At 49.0% G+C, this 16,928-nt stretch carries 17 protein-coding genes; 6 read left to right on the top strand and 11 right to left on the bottom strand.

The window, feature by feature from the left end; genetic code table 11:
* Window positions 1-55 precede the first annotated feature (55 nt).
* Together ACPV3A_RS26075 and ACPV3A_RS26070 are read right to left on the bottom strand one after the other, a co-directional pair.
* Complete coding sequence (locus ACPV3A_RS26075) at window positions 56-688, bottom strand: response regulator (RefSeq protein ID WP_426202244.1); 633 nt, start codon at window positions 686-688, stop codon at window positions 56-58.
* Entirely contained in the window at window positions 685-1,713 is a 1,029-nt protein-coding gene (locus ACPV3A_RS26070) for a sensor histidine kinase (protein ID WP_426202136.1), read from the bottom strand. The genes ACPV3A_RS26075 and ACPV3A_RS26070 overlap by 4 nt, the downstream gene beginning before the upstream one ends.
* A gap of 624 nt (window positions 1,714-2,337) precedes the next feature.
* Between ACPV3A_RS26070 and qoxA the strand changes: the two genes are divergently transcribed.
* The 4 genes from qoxA to qoxD all read left to right on the top strand — a co-directional run bounded on the left by qoxA (window position 2,338) and on the right by qoxD (window position 6,231).
* Complete coding sequence (gene qoxA, locus ACPV3A_RS26065; RefSeq protein ID WP_071224329.1) at window positions 2,338-3,342, top strand: cytochrome aa3 quinol oxidase subunit II; 1,005 nt, start codon at window positions 2,338-2,340, stop codon at window positions 3,340-3,342.
* A 63-nt stretch (window positions 3,343-3,405) separates the two neighbouring features.
* Window positions 3,406-5,349, top strand: a complete 1,944-nt coding sequence (gene qoxB, locus ACPV3A_RS26060; RefSeq protein ID WP_426202133.1) for a cytochrome aa3 quinol oxidase subunit I — start codon at window positions 3,406-3,408, stop codon at window positions 5,347-5,349.
* Window positions 5,346-5,942, top strand: coding sequence for a cytochrome aa3 quinol oxidase subunit III (gene qoxC, locus ACPV3A_RS26055; RefSeq protein WP_194542147.1), 597 nt, complete (start codon window positions 5,346-5,348; stop codon window positions 5,940-5,942). Before qoxB ends, qoxC begins: the two co-directional genes overlap by 4 nt.
* Window position 5,943: 1 nt before the next feature.
* The gene (qoxD, locus tag ACPV3A_RS26050; RefSeq protein ID WP_194542146.1) at window positions 5,944-6,231 is read left to right on the top strand and encodes a cytochrome aa3 quinol oxidase subunit IV; all 288 of its coding nucleotides are present in this window, start codon (window positions 5,944-5,946) and stop codon (window positions 6,229-6,231) included.
* 170 nt (window positions 6,232-6,401) lie between these two features.
* Here the strand turns inward: qoxD and ACPV3A_RS26045 are convergent, their stop codons facing one another.
* The 6 genes from ACPV3A_RS26045 to ACPV3A_RS26020 all read right to left on the bottom strand — a co-directional run bounded on the left by ACPV3A_RS26045 (window position 6,402) and on the right by ACPV3A_RS26020 (window position 13,194).
* The gene (locus ACPV3A_RS26045) at window positions 6,402-7,571 is read right to left on the bottom strand and encodes a cell wall-binding repeat-containing protein (RefSeq protein ID WP_426202242.1); all 1,170 of its coding nucleotides are present in this window, start codon (window positions 7,569-7,571) and stop codon (window positions 6,402-6,404) included.
* An 81-nt stretch (window positions 7,572-7,652) separates the two neighbouring features.
* Window positions 7,653-8,903, bottom strand: coding sequence for a DHH family phosphoesterase (locus tag ACPV3A_RS26040; RefSeq protein WP_426202129.1), 1,251 nt, complete (start codon window positions 8,901-8,903; stop codon window positions 7,653-7,655).
* Window positions 8,904-9,075: 172 nt separating this feature from the next.
* Entirely contained in the window at window positions 9,076-9,414 is a 339-nt protein-coding gene (locus tag ACPV3A_RS26035; protein ID WP_426202126.1) for an antibiotic biosynthesis monooxygenase family protein, read from the bottom strand.
* Between the two features lie 147 nt (window positions 9,415-9,561).
* Window positions 9,562-10,014: a rhodanese-like domain-containing protein gene (locus ACPV3A_RS26030; RefSeq protein WP_426202124.1), complete on the bottom strand. Its 453-nt coding sequence runs from the start codon at window positions 10,012-10,014 to the stop codon at window positions 9,562-9,564.
* Between the two features lie 59 nt (window positions 10,015-10,073).
* Window positions 10,074-11,072, bottom strand: a complete 999-nt coding sequence (bioB, locus tag ACPV3A_RS26025; RefSeq protein ID WP_426202122.1) for a biotin synthase BioB — start codon at window positions 11,070-11,072, stop codon at window positions 10,074-10,076.
* Between the two features lie 196 nt (window positions 11,073-11,268).
* On the bottom strand, window positions 11,269-13,194 hold the full coding sequence (locus ACPV3A_RS26020) for an LTA synthase family protein (RefSeq protein WP_426202120.1): 1,926 nt from the start codon (window positions 13,192-13,194) through the stop codon (window positions 11,269-11,271).
* Window positions 13,195-13,372: 178 nt separating this feature from the next.
* Between ACPV3A_RS26020 and ACPV3A_RS26015 the strand changes: the two genes are divergently transcribed.
* Window positions 13,373-14,290 carry an NAD-dependent epimerase/dehydratase family protein gene (locus ACPV3A_RS26015; RefSeq protein WP_426202118.1) on the top strand — a complete coding sequence of 306 codons (918 nt, stop codon included), beginning with the start codon at window positions 13,373-13,375 and terminating at the stop codon, window positions 14,288-14,290.
* A 117-nt stretch (window positions 14,291-14,407) separates the two neighbouring features.
* On the opposite strand, the gene ACPV3A_RS26010 is transcribed toward ACPV3A_RS26015, so the two are convergent.
* Together ACPV3A_RS26010 and ACPV3A_RS26005 are read right to left on the bottom strand one after the other, a co-directional pair.
* Window positions 14,408-15,475, bottom strand: coding sequence for a glycosyltransferase family 4 protein (locus ACPV3A_RS26010; protein ID WP_426202116.1), 1,068 nt, complete (start codon window positions 15,473-15,475; stop codon window positions 14,408-14,410).
* A 15-nt stretch (window positions 15,476-15,490) separates the two neighbouring features.
* On the bottom strand, window positions 15,491-15,826 hold the full coding sequence (locus ACPV3A_RS26005) for a hypothetical protein (protein ID WP_426202114.1): 336 nt from the start codon (window positions 15,824-15,826) through the stop codon (window positions 15,491-15,493).
* Window positions 15,827-16,015: 189 nt separating this feature from the next.
* Between ACPV3A_RS26005 and ACPV3A_RS26000 the strand changes: the two genes are divergently transcribed.
* Window positions 16,016-16,642 (top strand): DUF1796 family putative cysteine peptidase, encoded by a 627-nt coding sequence (locus ACPV3A_RS26000; protein ID WP_426202112.1) that lies wholly within the window; start codon window positions 16,016-16,018, stop codon window positions 16,640-16,642.
* Window positions 16,643-16,747: 105 nt separating this feature from the next.
* On the opposite strand, the gene ACPV3A_RS25995 is transcribed toward ACPV3A_RS26000, so the two are convergent.
* Complete coding sequence (locus ACPV3A_RS25995) at window positions 16,748-16,912, bottom strand: hypothetical protein (protein ID WP_426202110.1); 165 nt, start codon at window positions 16,910-16,912, stop codon at window positions 16,748-16,750.
* Window positions 16,913-16,928: the final 16 nt, after the last annotated feature.

The following is a 16,928-nucleotide window of genomic DNA, read 5'->3' as shown; positions in this document are numbered from 1 at the left end:
ATGACCTCAGTCATGTTAGGTTCGGATTTAACGGGATATCGTCCTCTCTCGCGAATCAAACCACATTGTGCCGTATAGCATAAATCGCCAGCTGTGTCCGATCTCTTAGATCAAGTTTGTCCATAATCTGGCTGACGAGATTCTTGATCGTTCCGATTGACAAACCCAGCTCGTCTGCGATTTCGCGGTTGCTGCGCCCTTCCCCTACCAGACGCATGATGGACAGCTCCCGCGGGGTAATCGAAGCATCAACGACGGGTGCTTTCTTTTCTCCCAGCAGTTTGGGGATCACCTTGGCCGCCACATCCTCCTGGAGCGACAATCCACCGCTCAAGCAGCTTCGAATCGAGCGGATTAAAGCCTCCGGCTCCGCCTCCTTCAGCATGTATCCGCTTGCCCCGCTCTTTAGCGCCTCGACCGCATACTGATCGTCGTTAAACGTCGTCAGCATCAGAACTTTTGTCTTCGGCCAGCGTGAACGTATGATGCGGGCAGCCTCCAATCCGTTCATCTCCGGCATTCGGATATCGAGTACGACGACATCAAAGATATGGCTTTCGCATAAAGCCACAGCCTCTTTGCCGTTACCAGCTTCACCGGCAACCAGCATATCCGAATCGCTTTCGATCATCATCTTCAGACCTTGACGAACCATGGCCTGATCCTCTGCCAATAATATACGTATCAGCGGACTCCCTCCTCTATTAACTTGGACATGAATAACGTTCCGCGAACGATAAATTGGTTGTCGTACTGGGAGATTTGAAGCTCACCCCCAGCCTCTTCCATTCGCTCTCGCATCGCTTTTAAACCATAGCCCTCCCGGTGTATATCGCGTTTCCGGTGATACGGATTGCTTACCTCAAAACGGAAAATGCCGCCTCCCGGCGCTTCAAAAATGATATACACTTCTCGCGTGCTCCCATGCTTCATCGCATTGGTCATGGCTTCCTGAACCGCACGGTATACCGCAATGGATTGGATATTGTTTAAAGGTACAGTTAGGGCTCCATGCCGCGCCGTTAGCGTTACGCGCATAAAGCTCTCGGATTCCAACCGCCGGAGAAGTCCAATGATTGCGGGCAATCCGCTGGTCTCCTGCTGCTTCATGGACTTCACCGCATTCCTGGTCTCCTCCAGACTTTCCTTGGCAAGGGCTTTAAGCCCCTTCAGAACCTCGGCGGTTTCCCCGTCTGCCTGCATCCGGTGCATCTCAAGCTGCATGAGCAGTGCCGTTAATTTATGCCCGACGGAGTCATGGATATCGCGACCGACCTGAGCCCGCTCCTCTTGCCTGGCATGCTGCTCATCGGTAATCAGGCGACGTTTCATATTACGATACTCACTGAGCAGCGTTTCATATCGTACTCTTGACTCTTCATTACGGGAGAAGACGGTGCGAAATAAGGCCAGCCCCATCGCGAGCATAACTGAGTATAAAACGAGGAAGAACCACGGAAACTCGGGGTATCCGAACAAACCCGGCACCACGGCGCCTGCAGCCAGAACAAGACCAATGCAGGCAGCATGAACGAATGGGAGCCGATACACGGCTTTTCCCGCCAGGATGGAATAAACCAGCAGAATGTACGGGTTCGTTGCAGTCGTATTGGTCGGCCATAAGGAGATGACGGAAAATACCGACGCTACGAGCAGTGTGACAAATAGCATTGCAGGCCTGGCACGGAATAATGGCGCCAAAAAAAAGGCCATAAAAAAAATGGAACTGCTCCCCAACCTCCAAGGCAACTGATCCGGATTAACATGCTGGAGCACAGGGGCGAAGGCGCCCAGCCAGCTCAAAACAAGAAATAAAAACCATATCCAGAACGACCGCACTTGCTCCCCTCTCTTTCCTATCAAGAGTTTCACAATTTCCAGAAAAAAATCCCGTTCCAATTTTTAGTTATATCATATCACATGCCTCGTCGCGCCTTTGGGTGAAATAAGTAAACTGGAAATAAAAATTCGCTTCGAATTTATTGTGAAAAAATATACATACACCTTTAAACCCTTACCAATACAGGGATTTATTCGGCAGGCTTAGGGGTCGATTGCGGCGAAAAACAGGCCCGGAATTGTGACGAAACTGGTAACTCTCGTGAATGTTTGAACAAAGTATGAACTGCCTCAAAACCGCGCCACTACAATGATTTCGCTCACAGCCGTACCCTTTTGTAACAAATTGAACACATAAAATTACATACATTGACACGAATGTGGATTTATTTGTTAATTATACAAGTTTATGTGTTTTGCAAAGCCGACCGGAACTTTCTACTATAGATGTGTCAGTAACATTGAATCGAACGAACGTTTCAAGGAAAGGGGTACATCATGAACAAAAGAGGGCCGTTATTTGCATTGTTATTATGCTTTACCTTGCTCTTATCGGGATGCAGCTCGCTCACGGTATTAGATCCGAAAGGACCAGCTGCCAGAACCCTATCCGATACAATCATATTCTCCATTCTCATGATGGTCGGAATTCTAGCGGTAGTTTACGCGCTCTATATCTACATGCTTACCAAATATCGAGCCAAGAAATCCAACGAAGGTTACGAGCCGCCTCATGAAGAGGGCAACAAATGGCTGGAAATTCTGTGGACCGCCATTCCGATTCTGATCGTTGCCGTGCTCTCGGTCGTAACGGTCAAAACGACGGTGGCCGTCGAGAATGTGCCTGAAGGCTACGAGAACCAAGAGCCTCTGGTTATTTACGCTTCCTCCTCGAACTGGAAATGGCACTTCAGTTATCCGGAAGAAGGAATCGAGACTGTCAATTACGTGAACATTCCGACCAATCGTCCAATCGAGTTCAGACTGTATTCATTCGGTCCGATCACAAGCTTCTGGATTCCTCAGCTTCACGGACAGAAGTACGCGATGAGCGACATGATCACCAAGCTGAACATGGTTGCCGACGTACCGGGTTCGATGATGGGTCGTAACGCGAACTTCAACGGCGAAGGCTTTGCCCATATGGAGTTCGAAGCTCTTGCCATGACCTCTGCCGAGTACGATGAGTGGGTTAAAGATGTAAAGGACACCGCGCCTGAACTGAAGGAAGATGAGTTCAAGAAGCTTCTGGATACCGCGCATGTCGGTCGGATGACTTTCTCCAATACGCATCTGGAATTCAGTCCGCCGCCATCCGAAGATCATCACCATGGCGGCGATGTCAACGGCAATGAGGAGCATCAGGACCATAAAGACGTCCACCCGGATCCTGCAACAACGGAAGAAACGGAATTTGACAGCGAAACGAACGTGGATCCGAACGAACCGCTGCCGAACTTCCCGGCTGAAGAAAGCCCAAATCATCAACATGAAGGACATTAAATCGGTGCGTGAAACGTTGTTCACCCGATCTACTTCATACATCCAGAAAGGAGCTAGGCCTTTATGAAATGGGACGAATTTTTCGTTACCGGTGATCCGTTAATTTACGGCGCCATGGTGAGTATCGTGCTCGTCTCGCTCGCAATCCTCTTCGGTTTGACCTATTACAAGAAGTGGGGTTACATGTGGCGGGAATGGCTGACGACCGTGGATCACAAAAGAATTGGTGTCATGTACATCATCTGTGCATTGATCATGCTGTTCCGCGGAGGCGTGGACGCGATCATGATGCGTGCGCAAACCGCCGCACCGGAGATGAAGTTTCTGACCGGGCAGCATTATAATGAAGTATTCACGACTCACGGGGTCATCATGATCCTCTTTATGGCCATGCCGTTTATTTTCGGTCTGATGAACGTCATCGTTCCGCTCCAGATCGGCGCCCGTGACGTAGCATTCCCTAAACTGAACGCAATCAGCTTCTGGTTGTTCTTTGCCGGCGCGATGCTGTTCAACATTTCCTTCGTTATCGGAGGTTCGCCGGATGCCGGCTGGTCCGCTTACTTCCCGCTGGCCAGTATCGAATTCAGTCCGACGGTCGGCAATAACTACTACTCTCTGTCGCTTCAAATCTCAGGGATTGGTACGTTGCTGACAGGTCTTAACTTTATCGTAACGATACTGAAGATGCGTGCTCCGGGCATGACCTTGATGCGCATGCCGATGTTTACGTGGTCTGTATTGATCACTTGTGTCATCATTATCTTTGCTTTCCCTGTACTTACGATTGCGCTCCTGCTTATGATGTTCGACCGCATCTTTGGTTCCCAATTCTTCACGATGGCGAACGGCGGTATGGATATGCTATGGGCCAACCTGTTCTGGGTATGGGGTCATCCTGAGGTGTATATCGTTATTCTGCCGGCATTCGGTATTTTCAGTGAGATTATCTCGGCCTTCTCCAAAAAGAACTTGTACGGTTATAGCTCCATGGTATTAAGCATGGCGATTATTTCCGGATTGTCCTTCCTGGTATGGGCCCACCATTTCTACACGATGGGTCAAGGGGCCATGGTCAACGGTTTCTTCTCCATCACAACGATGGCGATCGCCGTACCGACCGGGATCAAAATATTTAACTGGCTCTTTACGCTTCGCAAGGGTCGAATCAGCTTTACGACGCCGATGCTCTACTCGCTTGCCTTTATCCCGATTTTCACGATCGGCGGCGTAACCGGCGTTATGCTGGCGATGGCCAGTGCCGACTATCAATATCACAATACGATGTTCCTGGTTGCCCACTTCCACTATGTGCTCATTCCAGGCGCGGTATTCGCCGTCATTGCCGGTTTCCATTACTGGTTCCCTAAAGTGTTCGGCTTCCGTCTGAACGAAAAGCTGGGCAAAATCGCATTCTGGTTCATTGCCATCTCATTTAACGTAACGTTCTTCCCGATGTTCTTCCTGGGATTGATGGGGATGACCCGTCGTACGTACACCTATTCGGCCGAAACCGGCTTTGGCCCGCTGAATATGCTGTCGATGGTCGGCGCAATTGGACTGGCGATCGGATTCATCATTCTGGTATACAACATCTACTGGAGTACACGTTACGAGCCGCGCGACAAAACAGGAGATCCATGGGATGCACGCGCACTGGAATGGTCAACGCCAAGTCCGGTTCCTGTATACAACTTTGCGGTAACGCCGAAAGTCAAGGGCCGCGACGCCTTCTGGTTCTCGAAGAAAAACAACGAGCCGCTTTCGGATGAGAAAATCACGAAGATTCATATGCCAAGCAACACCGGAAAACCGTTTATACTGGGTATCGCCTTCTTCTTCCTTGGCTTCTTCCTGGTATTCAGCTGGTGGATTCCATCCATCGTTGCGGGTATCGCGGTATTGATTATTATGGCAACCATGTCCTTCGACCGTGATCACGGATACTACATTCCGGTTGAAGAGATTGTTCAAACCGAACAGAAACTGCGGGGTGATACGGTATGAAAATAGATGCCACTCAGCCGCTGGAATATGGAACAGAGGAAAACCGTAATCGAATATTCGGCTTCTGGCTGTTCCTCGGAGCTGAAATTGCGCTCTTTGCCACCTTGTTTACCGTCTACTTCGTTCTCGTGAACCGCTTTGCCAGCGGTCCGAGCGGAGCGGAAATCTTTGAAATTACGCCGGTCCTGCTTGAAACGTTCCTGCTCTTAACAAGCAGCTTCACCATTGGTTTGGCTGTTCATGCGATGCGTCTGGGACTGAAAAAGCAGATGATGATCTTCATGGTCATCACCCTGCTGCTGGGTGCGGGATTCCTCGGAATCGAGATCTTCGAATTCTTCACCTATGTGCATGAAGGAGTAACGCTCTCAACCAGCGCCTTCTCCTCCAGCTTGTTCACATTGCTTGGCACGCATGGAGCTCACGTTACCTTCGGTCTCCTGTGGGGAGCTGCCATTCTGATTCAACTTAAAAAGCATGGACTGGATCATTCCACAGCCAACAAGTCCTTCATCTTCTCGCTCTATTGGCACTTCCTGGACGTTGTGTGGATCTTCATTTTCAGCTTTGTATACTTGAAAGGACTGATGTGACATGATAAAACAGCTGTTTCCAATTAAGCATGTAGCGGGTTATATATCGTCTCTCGTCCTTTCAGCAGTTGCACTCGTCGTTCTGCTGGATATGCCGGCAGCTTCGAAAATGGCCGTTCTGCTGGTGACCGCTATCCTGCAGGCAGCCGTTCAGCTCATGCTGTTCATGCACGTCGGGGAAAGTGATGACAAAAAATCCGTTTACATCAACATTGCCTTCGCTCTGTTCGTTGGCCTTGTCACGATTTTCGGAACGCTGTTCATCTTCGTATGGGGCTGGTATGCTTAATCCTGCGAATATCTCTGAATTTGCAACGTAACGATGAATGTTCGCAGCTTGAACATATATCATCCCATATCATAGAGGGTATCCCAAAAGATGTTAGATCTGGCGGGATGCCCTCTTTTTCTGTTTTACGACGCAGCGTGTACGAATCGATATGACAATAGGAGGATCCATTAGTTATGTCCAGACTCCATATCCAAAATCTCATCAAGCTCGCCCTGAAGCTTCTTGGTCAGAGTCTGTTCGTCACCAATGATCCAGGCGTGATTGTACGGAGCCTCCCCATTGGACGCAGCACTTTGACGGCGGATCGATTCAACATACTTCGTAATGGAGCGTGGCACCCCGTCTCGCTCCGTAAACAATAAAGGGGCATGCTTACCCATATGGGACAATGGAGCGGCTGCAATGGACAATACGGGCGAATCCGGCGTCGAGAACGAGAGACTGTATCCCGGCGATTGAACGCCCCAACCGAAGCCTGTTACGGGATCATTAAACTGCGCGAAATGAACGGCATTCTCGAATGGGTCATCCCCGGATATTCGCGTCACCTTACCATATTGTCGCAGCTCGTCCTCTACTGCCCGGGATACCACCTTTTCCGGACCGATGATATAGATATTCGCTTTCCCTTTCCGCTTATGAAGCGCCTGTGCCGTTTCTTCAGGGACATTCTTCTCGCCAACATACAGCATTGTTTCCGGCATATGGGCAATCCAGCTCACCGCTGGGAGCGTATAATCCGGACGGTCCATCGATCCGACAATAACCGAGGTGGGTACAGATCCGGATACCTTAGCAGCATATTCATCAATCGCGGCTGCAGCTGCTTCAGGTTCCCCGGCAGCAATGTGATCAAGCTTGTATTCAAGCCCGTTCAGCTCCTTCATCACCTGATCCGAGATTGGTCCGACGGTGATAATCTCAATGCCCTTGTTATGCTCCGCTCCCCTTGGCTTCAACCGCCGCAGCTCTTCCAGCGTTTCCTTGGGAATCCCCTCTTCTTCCACAAACAGCAGCGGCCCTTCGCTAAGCTGCGTCAGATCGACGCTCACGGCCGCTATGGACCATTGAGCCGCATCCACCAGAATCACCGTCTGCGGACGACTGTGCTCATTCGTGGACTGCCACAGCGTCTTGGAGGTCAGTACGGCCGCATTTACAGGATCGGATGTATTCAATCGAATGGTGTTCTTCGTGGCGGACCATGGTACAGGAACATCCTTCAGCAGTTCTTCGCTGTGAACAGCCGAGGGAATGGAGGGTTCGGAATGACTTTGGGTCTGACTCCATGCGAGGATGCCTGCCGTTAACAGGGCAAGAGCCCAGCCGGCGATCATTTTTTTCACCGTATATTCCTCCTGTCTTACAATGAAGCGGCTCTAGGATTGATCTACCACTCCTGATGCTGTTTATTTAATCTACAGATCTTCCATTAACTTCTCCTCGTCCATATCCGGTGGCAGGCCTGGACGATCATTGGTTCGGTTTCGCACCCATTGCTCCTTCAGCATCTTCACAAACACGTCATCCCGGGACAGCCAGACGCCATACTGCCGCTTCATGTGCCGCTCCGCCTCCTCGAACGATCTAAACCGGAATGGGAGGGGTTCCCCGTTCCACTCGACAATCCATTCCCCGGCGTCGGCATAAACAAACAGCAGATCCTCGCCCCAGCTTTCGTATAGAACGCCGGACTCCGCCCCCTTAATGTTGAACTGATTCCGCGAAGCATCGAACCGGATCGGTTCCAGCTCGAACGGTTCAGCAGCAAATAACTGATACACTTCCTCCGTGATCGTGCACCCCGCTGCTTTGGGATGACCGCCTCCCCCGTACCGCATCGCCACATCGGACACGTCCACGTGATCATGAATCGTGCGAAGGCTCATTTTCCTTCCCCCCATGTTCAAGATAGCAATGTAATCAAGGTGGGGATACGTCGTTCCCAGCTCACTGGCAAGTTCAGAGTGATAGGATTCGGCATATACGATGCCTACGCAATGCTCCCCCACGAAGGTCTGAATGAGCTCTCGCTGCTTGCGGCGGATGTAACGATCGATTTTATTTTCTTCCATGTCCAATATTTTTTCTTCAAACTCATCAAAGAAAAAGCCCCCTTGCTCCCGCAGACGCTGCGTCATCTTGCTCTCAAACTCGTCAAGGGACAACATATAGAACAAATCGTTCAGGCGTTTAGCCTCAACCTTCTGGTTCTCTTCCCATTCCCACGTATCATAGAGGCGAACCAGCTCTACGAATTCATCCAGCGCTTCACTTCTGCCCAGATGTCCATGCTCGATTAAATATTCATAGAATAACGAGGTTGCCGATGCCAAGCGGCCGTCCCGATGCGTGACGTCCACTTGCCCCCAGCTATATTCATTCAAGTGAAGAGCCGTTTTATGGTGATCGATAAGCTGCACCTGCCCTCCCTCTTCAACAAACACGTTCAGTTCCTTCTCCATATCCGGAGCGACCGACAAATCCGTAATAAACAACACATCATACGGATTATCCTGCAAGGAAGTCCGGTTCAGATACCTTGCGACTTGTTGATTCAATCCGTGAATGGAGTTGTAACGGACATCAATTCCTTCGCCGAAAGCGCATTTGGCGATAATGCCGCAACCGACACCATCCAGATCATTATGGCTGTACAGATGATACATAGGTGACTTCCTCCAAACAGTAGGTTGAATGTATAGCTGATCCAAGTCTTTCATCCCTTTACAGTTCCCTAAAATCTGCCGTTTTAACCCCCTGTCAGCCCTACCCGATGGTACAATGTAACAAAAAAAAGAAGCGGCTTTAACAGCCGCTTCTTTCTGGATAATGAAATTATTATGCCTGTTGAACAGGTCTCGATCCTTTGGTTGCCATAACCTCATACATGCCGTGGCTGGAGCTGATCACATGCTCAGGCTGCGGCTTGCCGCGGTTATCACGATGTCCTTGAATATGCGCGGGACTGGTCTCCCAGCGTTTCCACGCCTCTTTGGATTCCCAGCGAATCATAACGATAACCTCTTCCGTTTCGTCGGTACGCTTTGCATTCTTGACTAGGACATTCAGATCAATGAAACCTTCAATTTCTTCTATGGGTCCGGGCTTGCTGAAACGCTCTACAACCAGATTGGATGTGCCTGCCTTAACAATAATCGTTTTCGTCTCGATCAACATATTCAACGAACACTCCCTTAGCGAAAATAACCGTAATATGAACGATATTCTTTCATTCTAAATGATAACGATTATCATTGTCAAATTTGATCCCCTTACCCGAAAAACAAAAAATCTGACCAGCAAAGTCTGCTGATCAGATCGTCATTAATTCAGTGAAACGTGCTGCATGGAATTGCAAGCTGTGCAATCCTCCTGTAAATAAAAAAGCGAAGTAAAGCCGGCCTTCTTCAGCTTGCGCGCAGCCAGGATTCCATCCGAACGCTTGGGCGTTACAATGACCACGGAGTCATCGGGTTTCAGCTCCTGCTCCCACACATAAGGCAACCTTCCGAGAGAGATGTTAATCGTCTCTTTCCGCGGACAAGCCATATAATCGGACACATCACGTACATCGAGCACTTTCAGATTCGGACATTCCTTCTGGGCCTGTCGAAGATCACTGCACTTCATGAACCGCAAGCCAGATATAGGTACATACCTTCGGTAATATAAACTGAGTATAAATATAATCAGAGCGGCAGATGCAATCAGCACAAAGCATTCCCCCATCATTGTCATGTGCATCGACTTGATGCTTGGTGAGCATGGAACTTTCAACTTCCACCCCCTACCCCTACGGGTATATAGTATGTGCTTCATGCCTAAATGTCAATACATCATGACAGAGCGCATTCCTCAATTTCAAACCCTAGGTCTTCAATCAATCCCCAGTCTGCGTTATGGGCCTGGCCTTCTGTTGTTAAATAATCGCCGATGAAGATCGAATTGGCCGCATATAATCCCAACGGCTGCAAGGAGCGCAGATTCACTTCACGTCCCCCTGCAATCCGAATCTCCTTCGTAGGGTTAACAAACCGCATCATGGCAAGAATCTTCAAGCACATCATCGGGGTCAATTCTTTACGCCCTTCAAGAGGAGTGCCTTCAATCGCATTCAGAAAATTGCAAGGAATCGAATCGGCTCCAAGCGACTTCAGAGCAAACGCAATCTCCACCCGTTCTTCCAGGCTCTCGCCCATTCCGAAAATGGCTCCGGAACAAGGGGACATTCCGGAAGAGCTTGCCTGCTTCACGGTATCTAAGCGGTCATCGTATGTATGCGTGGTCGTAATCTGTTCATAGTTATCTTTGGAAGTATTCAGATTGTGGTTATATCGATGCACGCCGGCATCAGCGAGCTTGCGCGCATGATCCTCATTCAAAAAGCCCAGACAACAGCACACCTTCAGCTGAGTCGTCTGTGTAATCTCCTTCACCGCTGCGACTACATGATCTATCTCCCGATTGGAAGGACGACGACCGGAAGCAACGATGCAATAGGTTCCCGCCTTCCGGCGAATCGACTCACGCGCGCCTTCGAGAATTTTGTCTTTGGTAAGCCATGCGTATTTATCAATAGGCGCTTCCGACACGATGGACTGGGAGCAGTATCCGCAATCTTCAGGACACAGACCGGATTTTGCGTTAACGATCATGTTCAGCTTAACCTTGTTCCCATAATTCTCACGGCGGATTCGATATGCAGCCTGCATAACCGTCAGCAGTTCCTGATCCTCGCTGTTGAGAATGGCCAAAGCCTCAATCGGCGTTATTTCATGCCCTCGCACAACGTGATCAGCCAGCTTCGCCCAATCATAATGGATTTGAGTCGTCATATCTTTATTCTCCCTCTCTGTTTAAATGTAAACCATTTTAAATCATGATTAGGTTAACAATAAGAGTAATAATAGCATAGATGACAAAACCGTGACAATCCTTCATGGCAGCTTTTACAAAAAAAAGGATTGCTTCATCCATGCCTGCTTCGGCTTGATAAAACAATCCTCTTCCTCGTTAATTATTCATTGAGCTTTATGGCGCTCGCTTGGGCAGCATTTTCACATATTCATCGGACAGCTTCATTAACTGCAGAATATAGTCGTAATCGCCGCGGTACGGCGTGATGTCCGTGACGGGCTCGAGCGTCTTCAGTGAAACCGCCGTGCCATCCTCAAATCCGTCACCGGGAACGAACAGAATGTCATTATTAAAGAAAGAGCCTGTCGGCAAATAATATCTCATCCCGATTACATTGCGGTCCACATTCAGCAGGTCATGCCCAAATGCGTTAAAGCCTTCATCGTCAAGCGATACGCCTAAAAGGTTAGCGACGGTTGGCAGAATATCGACCTGCCCCCCTACCTGCTCGATGACCTTTCCTTCCTTCATGCCAGGTACATGAATGACAAGCGGGATATTAAATCGGCTGACCCGCTCATGGTAAGGAATGCCCAGCGTTGACGAGATCATCTCGGCGTCGGCTTCTGCCGGATTGATGCCGAAGTGATCCCCGTACACCACCAATACGGTATCATCCCACAATCCGTTCTGCTTCAGACGGTCAACCAGAGTACCGAGTGCATAATCCGAATAATTCACCGACTTCAGGTAATTCCCCAGATGGGTCCCTTCCAGTTCAGCCGGCAGAGTGATCTTCGCAAATTCATCCTTCACATGATATGGCGAATGGTTGGATACCGTGATGTAATGGGCATAGGTAGGCTTGTTCTGCTGTTGATTCTCCAGCAGCTTATCCACGCCGACACGGAACAGCTCTTCATCGGAAGGTCCAAACTCATTGAAGTTATCATTCGTGAAGTAGGGCTTGTCGTAATAATGCTGAAAATCAAGCGCAGGGTACATTTTGCTTCGATCCCAGAACTTCACGTCATTCACGTGGAATGTCGTCGTAACATAACCGTGCTTGTTCAAGAGCCGCGGCAGACTTGGCAGCTCTTTATTCCCGAATCCGGTGGACATCGCCACCGTTCCGGTCGGATAAATCGATGTATTGACCGCAAATTCGGCATCCGAAGTGTTGCCTTGCCCGATCTGTTGGAAGACATGCGGGAAATACAGGCCGCCATCTGCGAGCTGGTTCATCACCGGTGTCAGCTCCTGGCCATTCAAGGACTGACCAACCGGAAAATTCTGCAGCGATTCCATCTGAACGATGATCAGATTTTTGCCTTTGGCAGCGCCGTAGGAGTCCGGCTTGTCCTTTGCTTCCTTAACGTAAGGATAAGTCGCCAGGAGCTGCTGGGAGCGCAGAATCGTGTCTTGCAGACTCCCTTCGGCCAGCGCACGGTTCTCCTGCGATATCCGGATCACGGAGGAAACCTGGTAATTCATGAATCCCATTTGCTCCGCTCGCACGATTTCATTCTCGATTCCCCATTCTTTACGGATGATAAGTCCGGACAGAATACCCGCAATGACCAGCACAACCATCATGGATATGCGCCACTTCATGCCAAGCCTGCGCGAATAGGAAACGGAATAACTGGAACGGACTTCACCAAAATGCAATCCCCCTCGGGTGCGGGAACGAATTTTTCGAACCGCCCATATGATCAACAGGACCAGCAGGTCCAGGAAGAAGAGAAAGTGCTCCGGCTCTAACAAAGCCGTAATGCTGGCTCTTACCTGGTTTACTTGCCCGATCCCCGCAAGCGCGGTATATGTCGGTATGGACCCGAAATGGACGTTATAAACAGCGGACGCAAACATGATGAACGATAATACGACATTTAGGATCACATAGACCATCTTTTTGCCTCTTACCGGCAGGAGCAGCTCCAGAAAGCTAATCAGCGCCAGCAGGGATAGCGCGTCGGTGAGCACCTTCCCCCATATGACCCCATTAAACAGAAACACTCTTAGAAGGATCAGCTTCAATAAGAGCGTCAAAAAAACGAGTATGCATAATCTCAACCTTTGTTCAAGGTAGCGTTCCATTTTCCATTCCCTCTTTTGTGTAAAAATAATGTTAAATTGCAGCTTCCATTATAACAGGAATGTAAACGTCAATCTAATCTGCCCATTCCTTCGCCCTCCCTGTCAATTGTCCAATGCATGATCCTTACGTATCACGTAGGATAAAGCATCCCAAACAAAAGGCTGGAGGGTATAAGACATGAAGATGGTTGTAACCGGCGGAGCAGGCTTTATCGGCTCCCACCTGGTGAACGGACTCGTGAATCAAGGCTATGAAGTCCATGTGATTGATAACCTCACAACCGGAGATCCAGGTCGCCTTCACAGCGAGGCGATTTTACATGTAACCGATGTAAACAGCCAGCAGACAACGGCGTATATCTCCGTGCTGAAGCCGGACGTTGTGTTCCACTTGGCCGCACAGGCCGATGTGCAGCGGTCGATCAAAGAGCCTCAACTTGATGCGGATGCGAATGTAATGGGCACCATCAATGTACTTGAAGCTTGCCGCAAGGCTGGAGTCCGTAAGATTGTGTTTGCTTCGACTTCTGGCGTTTATGGAGATTTGGAGAAATCTCAGCTGACGGAGGATGATCCGGTTAATCCAATCTCCTTCTATGCCCTATCCAAGGTAGTAGGCGAGCAATATATCCGCTTATACCACCGCTTCTTCGGCCTGCAGTACACCATTCTTCGTTATGGGAATGTCTACGGTCCGGGTCAGACTGCGAAGGGGGAAGGCGGTGTTGTAGCGGTATTTGGTGATCGCCTGCGTCAAGGTGCTCCGTTTCATATATTCGGCAATGGCGAGCAAACCCGGGACTTCATTTATGTCAAGGATGTGGTTGAAGCAAACCTCGCCTCCATTCAACACGGGGACGAGAACGTTCTACATGTTAGCACCGGCACCGGCCATACCGTCAATTCACTCGTCGATCACATCAGCAGACTGCATCCTGACCGCATTGATGTTCACTATTTGCCCGCGAAGAACGGCGATATTCTGCACAGCTGCCTGAATAATGAGAGGACCCGGGCATTGCTGCAGTGGAGTCCGTTATTTAGCCTGGAAGAAGGCATGGAAGAAACCTACCGCCACTGGCTTCGCACATCCTGATTCGGCCAATGAACGCCAGGAGACGGTAGAAGAATGAACATAGAAAACAGCCTGATTCCTCGCTCAACTGGAGGAATCAGGCTGTTTTTTTCGCTCTGAAATTTTGGATCACGGGAATTACAAACCTATCGATTGAAGCAGACCGGCAAAATTCATCGCATAGGTATGTGGATTGAAATGTTGCTCGACATGTCTCATCGCCTGGTCTCGAATCTGTTCACGAAGAACAGGTTCCTTCATGAGTTCAAGCGCTTCGGTAACGGCATGGTCAATGTTTCCGAGCACATAAAACTTGCCTGTGTAGTTATGATGAACGGAGGTGGATACCCCATCCGAATCGGTTGTCAGCACCGGGCAGCGGCAGCTCATCGCCTCAAGCACCGCATAAGGCGCACCTTCTACCTTGGAGGTGCAGCACAGAAACCCGCCGGAATCGCCAATAATCGAATAATAATATGGCATCTCTGCATTCGGCACGTTGGACCGAAGGGTTAAACGATCCGACAGCCCCAACTCATGAATGAGTGACAGGAATTGTTCCCTTTCCGCCGGCTGGCTGAGCTGAGGATCCTCGAACATCCACATCTGCAGATCAGGAACATGCTCTTTAAGCGCATGACCGATATGAAGAAACTCGCGCCAATTCTTGTTATCCTCGATACGTCCAAGCCATGCCATGACCGGACTTGAAGGACTCGGATAATGACTGTAGGTAAACTGCTGACTGTCAAAACAATTATTGAAATGAAATTGCGGCTTATGCAGATAAAGCTCCTGGAACAGAGCGGCAATATGAGGGGTATTGGGATTCAGCAGCGCGTCAGCATATTCGTTCACATACGGGGCTGCCTGCGTAAGCTGCGCATGAGCAACGCTTTTTGGCCCATAGCCTTGAATCTCCAACACAAATTTCCCTTTGAACCCCAGCATTCGAAAGCGAGGGAAACTGGCGTGATCCGTCGTAACGACGATGACGTCAAAATTATTCGAATCCAAGATGTGCTTGATCTCGATGTCATTGCGGGTGACGTAGATGGGGAAGTCCGCAGCATTCTGCATGCCGGACCCCCAGTTATAATACAGGCAATGCGCCTCGATTCCGGCTAGTCGCAGTGCACGGCATCGCTGTCTGTTTAATGTCTCGACCCCCCCGCTCGGCACATAGTAGACGAACAGCACCTTCATGTCGTACCCCTCCCATTATTCGATAACTTGAAAATCAGAATGTGAGTAGACGGCTACAAGCTGTCCTTCGTTCTTGGCATGCACGGTAACCAATGTGGAGTGTGAGTAATTAATATTGGTTACGAGCAGCAGACTGAACGTAATATTATGATTGGTGATATTGGGCACGTACACCGTGGAGCCGACTCCGACATGGACAAGGCCTACATGATACACCCCTTGGGGATGATATCCATGTACGAGAACATCGAATACATCAGGCCCCGCATTGGTAATCGTAAGGTCCACAGATTGGATGTACCGGGCGTCAATATTACCGTATTCCACTGCATCTAAACGAAAGATGGACATTTCATTCCCTCCTGGCTATGGCAGCATCATTAATATCAGGTTATGTAACTACCACTTCGCGGGTAAGGGCATATCCATAGTGACGAACATCCAATTGTGAGTTCCTTGATTCCCGGTCCAAGCCAATTCTTTTAGATTCGCATTTAATATAATGTAAATTACATCTAAAGAAAGGATCGGTGACAAGGGATGTTGAGCCTTCAAGATATCAAAGGACCCTACCATGCGATTTTCAGCTTGGGAAACAACTGTCTACCAGGCATTGAATTAAGGGAACACGGGTTGCGTAAATTTGCCGGACCTATCGATTGGATGGGTACTCCGGTGCTGCCTCAAATATCAAGAATGCTTCGCAATCGGTTTGAAGGCATGCTCGTATATTCCAACTTACTCATGGTTAATCAGGCGAGTGAAGAACTGTATAATATCTGGGATCAAGAATATGACCTCTATCTTAATCATGATTTTTATGTGCATAACAATTTCCCTCCCGATCTGCCGGGATATCCTGACATCAAGGTTAAATATGATCGCAGAATTGCTAGATTTCTGCAGACATTGGAAAGCGGTGGCCGCATTCTCTTTATCCGAACCGATTCCAGCTGCGAGGATATTAAGGAACTAGTAGATTCCTTGAAACAAATATGCTACGGACCTTTTCATGTCCTCGCCGTCAATCACGAACCTGTACAGGAGATAGAAATGATGGATTGGAACTTGGAGCACGTTTGCGCTGTAAAAATGCCGAATGTCGATATCTGGATCAGCAACCGCCATCGATGGAGCTTTCTGTTCCAAGGCATGTATTTGATCTGACATAAAAGACGAGAATTGAATTCGTGTCGTGACGAGTCCCCTTCTCAATATGCAAAAATGGCAGCCCAAGATAAAAACTTGGCCTGCCATTTTTTACATAGACAATTAAATATAGTTTACCGGTTCATCCGGCAGCTTGTAATCTTTCGGAAGTGACTGAAATATTCGGTTCCAAATAACATAATCGACCAACACGTCCGGAGTGGATCTTTGATTGACAAAAATCCTGTTGTACAAATCACTCATTACGTTAAAGGCTTGCTGATTCATAAGCTACTCACTCCTT

The organism is Paenibacillus sp. Dod16 (assembly GCF_049893405.1).
Taxonomy (GTDB): Bacteria; Bacillota; Bacilli; order Paenibacillales; family Paenibacillaceae; genus Paenibacillus_AQ.
Note: the sequence above shows the minus strand (reverse complement) of the source record. Positions and strands in the feature narration are given on the sequence as shown.

Coding starts and splice junctions, on each gene's coding strand:
- ACPV3A_RS26070 (WP_426202136.1), bottom strand. CDS start 1,713: ATGGCCTTTTTTTTGGCGCCATTATTCCGTGCCAGGCCTGCAATGCTA.
- qoxA (WP_071224329.1), top strand. CDS start 2,338: ATGAACAAAAGAGGGCCGTTATTTGCATTGTTATTATGCTTTACCTTG.
- qoxB (WP_426202133.1), top strand. CDS start 3,406: ATGAAATGGGACGAATTTTTCGTTACCGGTGATCCGTTAATTTACGGC.
- qoxC (WP_194542147.1), top strand. CDS start 5,346: ATGAAAATAGATGCCACTCAGCCGCTGGAATATGGAACAGAGGAAAAC.
- qoxD (WP_194542146.1), top strand. CDS start 5,944: ATGATAAAACAGCTGTTTCCAATTAAGCATGTAGCGGGTTATATATCG.
- ACPV3A_RS26045 (WP_426202242.1), bottom strand. CDS start 7,571: ATGATCGCCGGCTGGGCTCTTGCCCTGTTAACGGCAGGCATCCTCGCA.
- ACPV3A_RS26040 (WP_426202129.1), bottom strand. CDS start 8,903: ATGTATCATCTGTACAGCCATAATGATCTGGATGGTGTCGGTTGCGGC.
- ACPV3A_RS26035 (WP_426202126.1), bottom strand. CDS start 9,414: ATGTTGATCGAGACGAAAACGATTATTGTTAAGGCAGGCACATCCAAT.
- bioB (WP_426202122.1), bottom strand. CDS start 11,072: ATGACGACTCAAATCCATTATGATTGGGCGAAGCTGGCTGATCACGTT.
- ACPV3A_RS26020 (WP_426202120.1), bottom strand. CDS start 13,194: ATGGAACGCTACCTTGAACAAAGGTTGAGATTATGCATACTCGTTTTT.
- ACPV3A_RS26015 (WP_426202118.1), top strand. CDS start 13,373: ATGAAGATGGTTGTAACCGGCGGAGCAGGCTTTATCGGCTCCCACCTG.
- ACPV3A_RS26010 (WP_426202116.1), bottom strand. CDS start 15,475: ATGAAGGTGCTGTTCGTCTACTATGTGCCGAGCGGGGGGGTCGAGACA.
- ACPV3A_RS26005 (WP_426202114.1), bottom strand. CDS start 15,826: ATGTCCATCTTTCGTTTAGATGCAGTGGAATACGGTAATATTGACGCC.
- ACPV3A_RS26000 (WP_426202112.1), top strand. CDS start 16,016: ATGTTGAGCCTTCAAGATATCAAAGGACCCTACCATGCGATTTTCAGC.
- ACPV3A_RS25995 (WP_426202110.1), bottom strand. CDS start 16,912: ATGAATCAGCAAGCCTTTAACGTAATGAGTGATTTGTACAACAGGATT.